1 protein-coding gene is annotated in these 1,445 nt (G+C 39.4%); it reads left to right on the forward strand.

Annotated features, from left to right (window positions below):
• The coding region (locus FS666_RS19235; RefSeq protein ID WP_144463777.1) for an IS110 family RNA-guided transposase at nt 1-1,285 on the forward strand (1,285 nt) is incomplete at its 5' end.
• Nucleotides 1,286-1,445: the final 160 nt, after the last annotated feature.

Raw genomic sequence — 1,445 nt, forward strand, 5'->3', positions numbered from 1 at the left:
AAAGGTATTACTAGTTCCCATTGATGTATCAAAGGTTTTACAGAAATCCATGATTTTAAATTATTTTGGCGATGTGATCGAAACGCCCTTTCCCTTCATGGTTAGCCAGACCGGAATGAGCCTTCTTATTCAAAAGATTGAAGAAGCCAGACAGTCCTGCCACGCCGAGAAAGTCTTTGTTGGTATAGAAGCTACTGGCCATTACTACGAGGACATCGTTCGCATCTTAACAGAGGAAGGCTACTCTGTTCACATTGTTAATCCAGCCACTACTCATGAAGAACGCAAGCAACATCTGACTTATACAAAAACGGATGACATTGACCTTTACCTTATTGCGGAAGCATTGGTGGGAAACAAAGCTACCAATTCCAAACTTGCTTCTGGTGTGTATAAACAACTCCAAAACCTAACTAGAGCCAGACGAAGTGAAATCAATAAGCGCTCACGCATCAAGATGGAACTTCGTGGTATTCATGACCAAATTTGGCGTGAGTACCAGGGTGTCAGTGTTCTTGTGGATCACAAAGTTAAAACAACCAAGATCTTTAGTGATTTTTGGGGGAAGGCAAGCCTTCACCTCTTAAAAAACTACCCTCACGCATCCCAAGTTCTTGAGTTAGGGGAGGATGGATTAAGGGCGTTATCCAAGCAACATAACCTGAAAATAAGGAAGAAAACCATTGATAAACTACTGTTTGCAGCTAAAGAAAGTGTTTCAAAGCCAATAGAACAACTTTCTAGTGAGCTCTTTCTTTTAAAGCAAAAGATTAAGGCATATGAGTGGCATACAACAAACATTGAATTATATGACAAGGAAATTGAGCGAATCTTTGTCCAGACTGATGGACTGTTTCTACTCACAGTTCCAGGAATTGGTCTTATTACAGCTGCTGAAATTTACTGTGAAATGGGTGATATCTCCCTTTATAACAATGCCAGCCAGCTCATTAAAAAGGCGGGAACAAACCCTGTCATTAAACAATCGGGGCCAGATGGCGGTTACTATGGATGTATATCCAAACAAGGCAATTCCAATTTAAGAAGAGCCGTCTATACCGCTGGACGTTGCCTATCCGCACATAATGAAGCTTTAAAGCCCTTTTATAACAGATTAAAGGAGAAAGGTAAAAAAGCTCGTAAAATCTATATTGCCATGGGGAATAAGTTTATAAAAATTGCGTTTGCAATGTTAAAAAATCAGCAACCATTTGAATGGAATCACTCCGATTTCAATTATGAAAAGGAAATCATGAAAAAATTATCACAACCTTTAGCAGCATAAAACACAGTATAAATATAGTAGGCACTCTTCTTTTGGTTCGAGTGGAGATCGTATCACACTTTCATGAGGCTCAGACCTCGAGTTAAAGCCATATCCCACTCGTTCTGTAAATGCGAATCAGTACGTTAATTACAATTTGTACTCTATGCCAGAATGCATC

This window comes from Siminovitchia fortis (genome assembly GCF_007681465.1).
Lineage (GTDB): Bacteria > Bacillota > Bacilli > Bacillales > Bacillaceae_C > Siminovitchia > Siminovitchia fortis.